Origin of the sequence: Collinsella sp. AF19-1LB, assembly GCF_003459655.1 — a bacterium.
Taxonomy (GTDB): Bacteria; Actinomycetota; Coriobacteriia; order Coriobacteriales; family Coriobacteriaceae; genus Collinsella.
Genome location: NZ_QRWO01000067.1, coordinates 1 through 432 on the forward strand (window position 1 = coordinate 1; position 432 = coordinate 432).

Genomic DNA, 432 nt, shown 5'->3' on the forward strand with positions numbered 1-432 from the left:
GGGACGCTCTTACACCACGTCTGCGCGCGCCACCAAGGGATTCCTTATATATGGCGGCTTGCGCCAAATTAGTGTCGTAGTTCTCTTGAAAAATGGCAATTTTAGTATCGATTTCCGCAATTTTCTCGGGACTTGCGGCGTCTTTTGCGGCCTCGAGGTTTTTGAGCGCTTCCTGCATGGCTGCATACGCTTTTTCCCTTGCGGCGGCCGCGTCTTCCGTCTGCAAGGCAACTGCACCGGTGGGGGAGCTGGTTTCCGCCGCGATCGCCGTTGCGGGGGCGATTCCCGCGACGAGTGCCGCGGAAAGGGCGATGCCCAAGGTTGCTCTTCTTGCGAGAATGTCGTTCATCTCGGCACCTCATTTCAAGGGTCGGCGACTCACTTGGTAGCACTAATGTAAGTATATCAGGCGGTTTGCCCGCCATTGATCGG

General features: G+C 56.5%; 1 protein-coding gene. It reads right to left on the minus strand.

What is annotated here, in order from left to right; genetic code table 11:
* The coding region (locus DWX39_RS10735) for a hypothetical protein (RefSeq protein ID WP_199411505.1) at positions 1-349 on the minus strand (349 nt) is incomplete at its 3' end.
* Between the last annotated feature and the right edge of the window lie 83 nt (positions 350-432).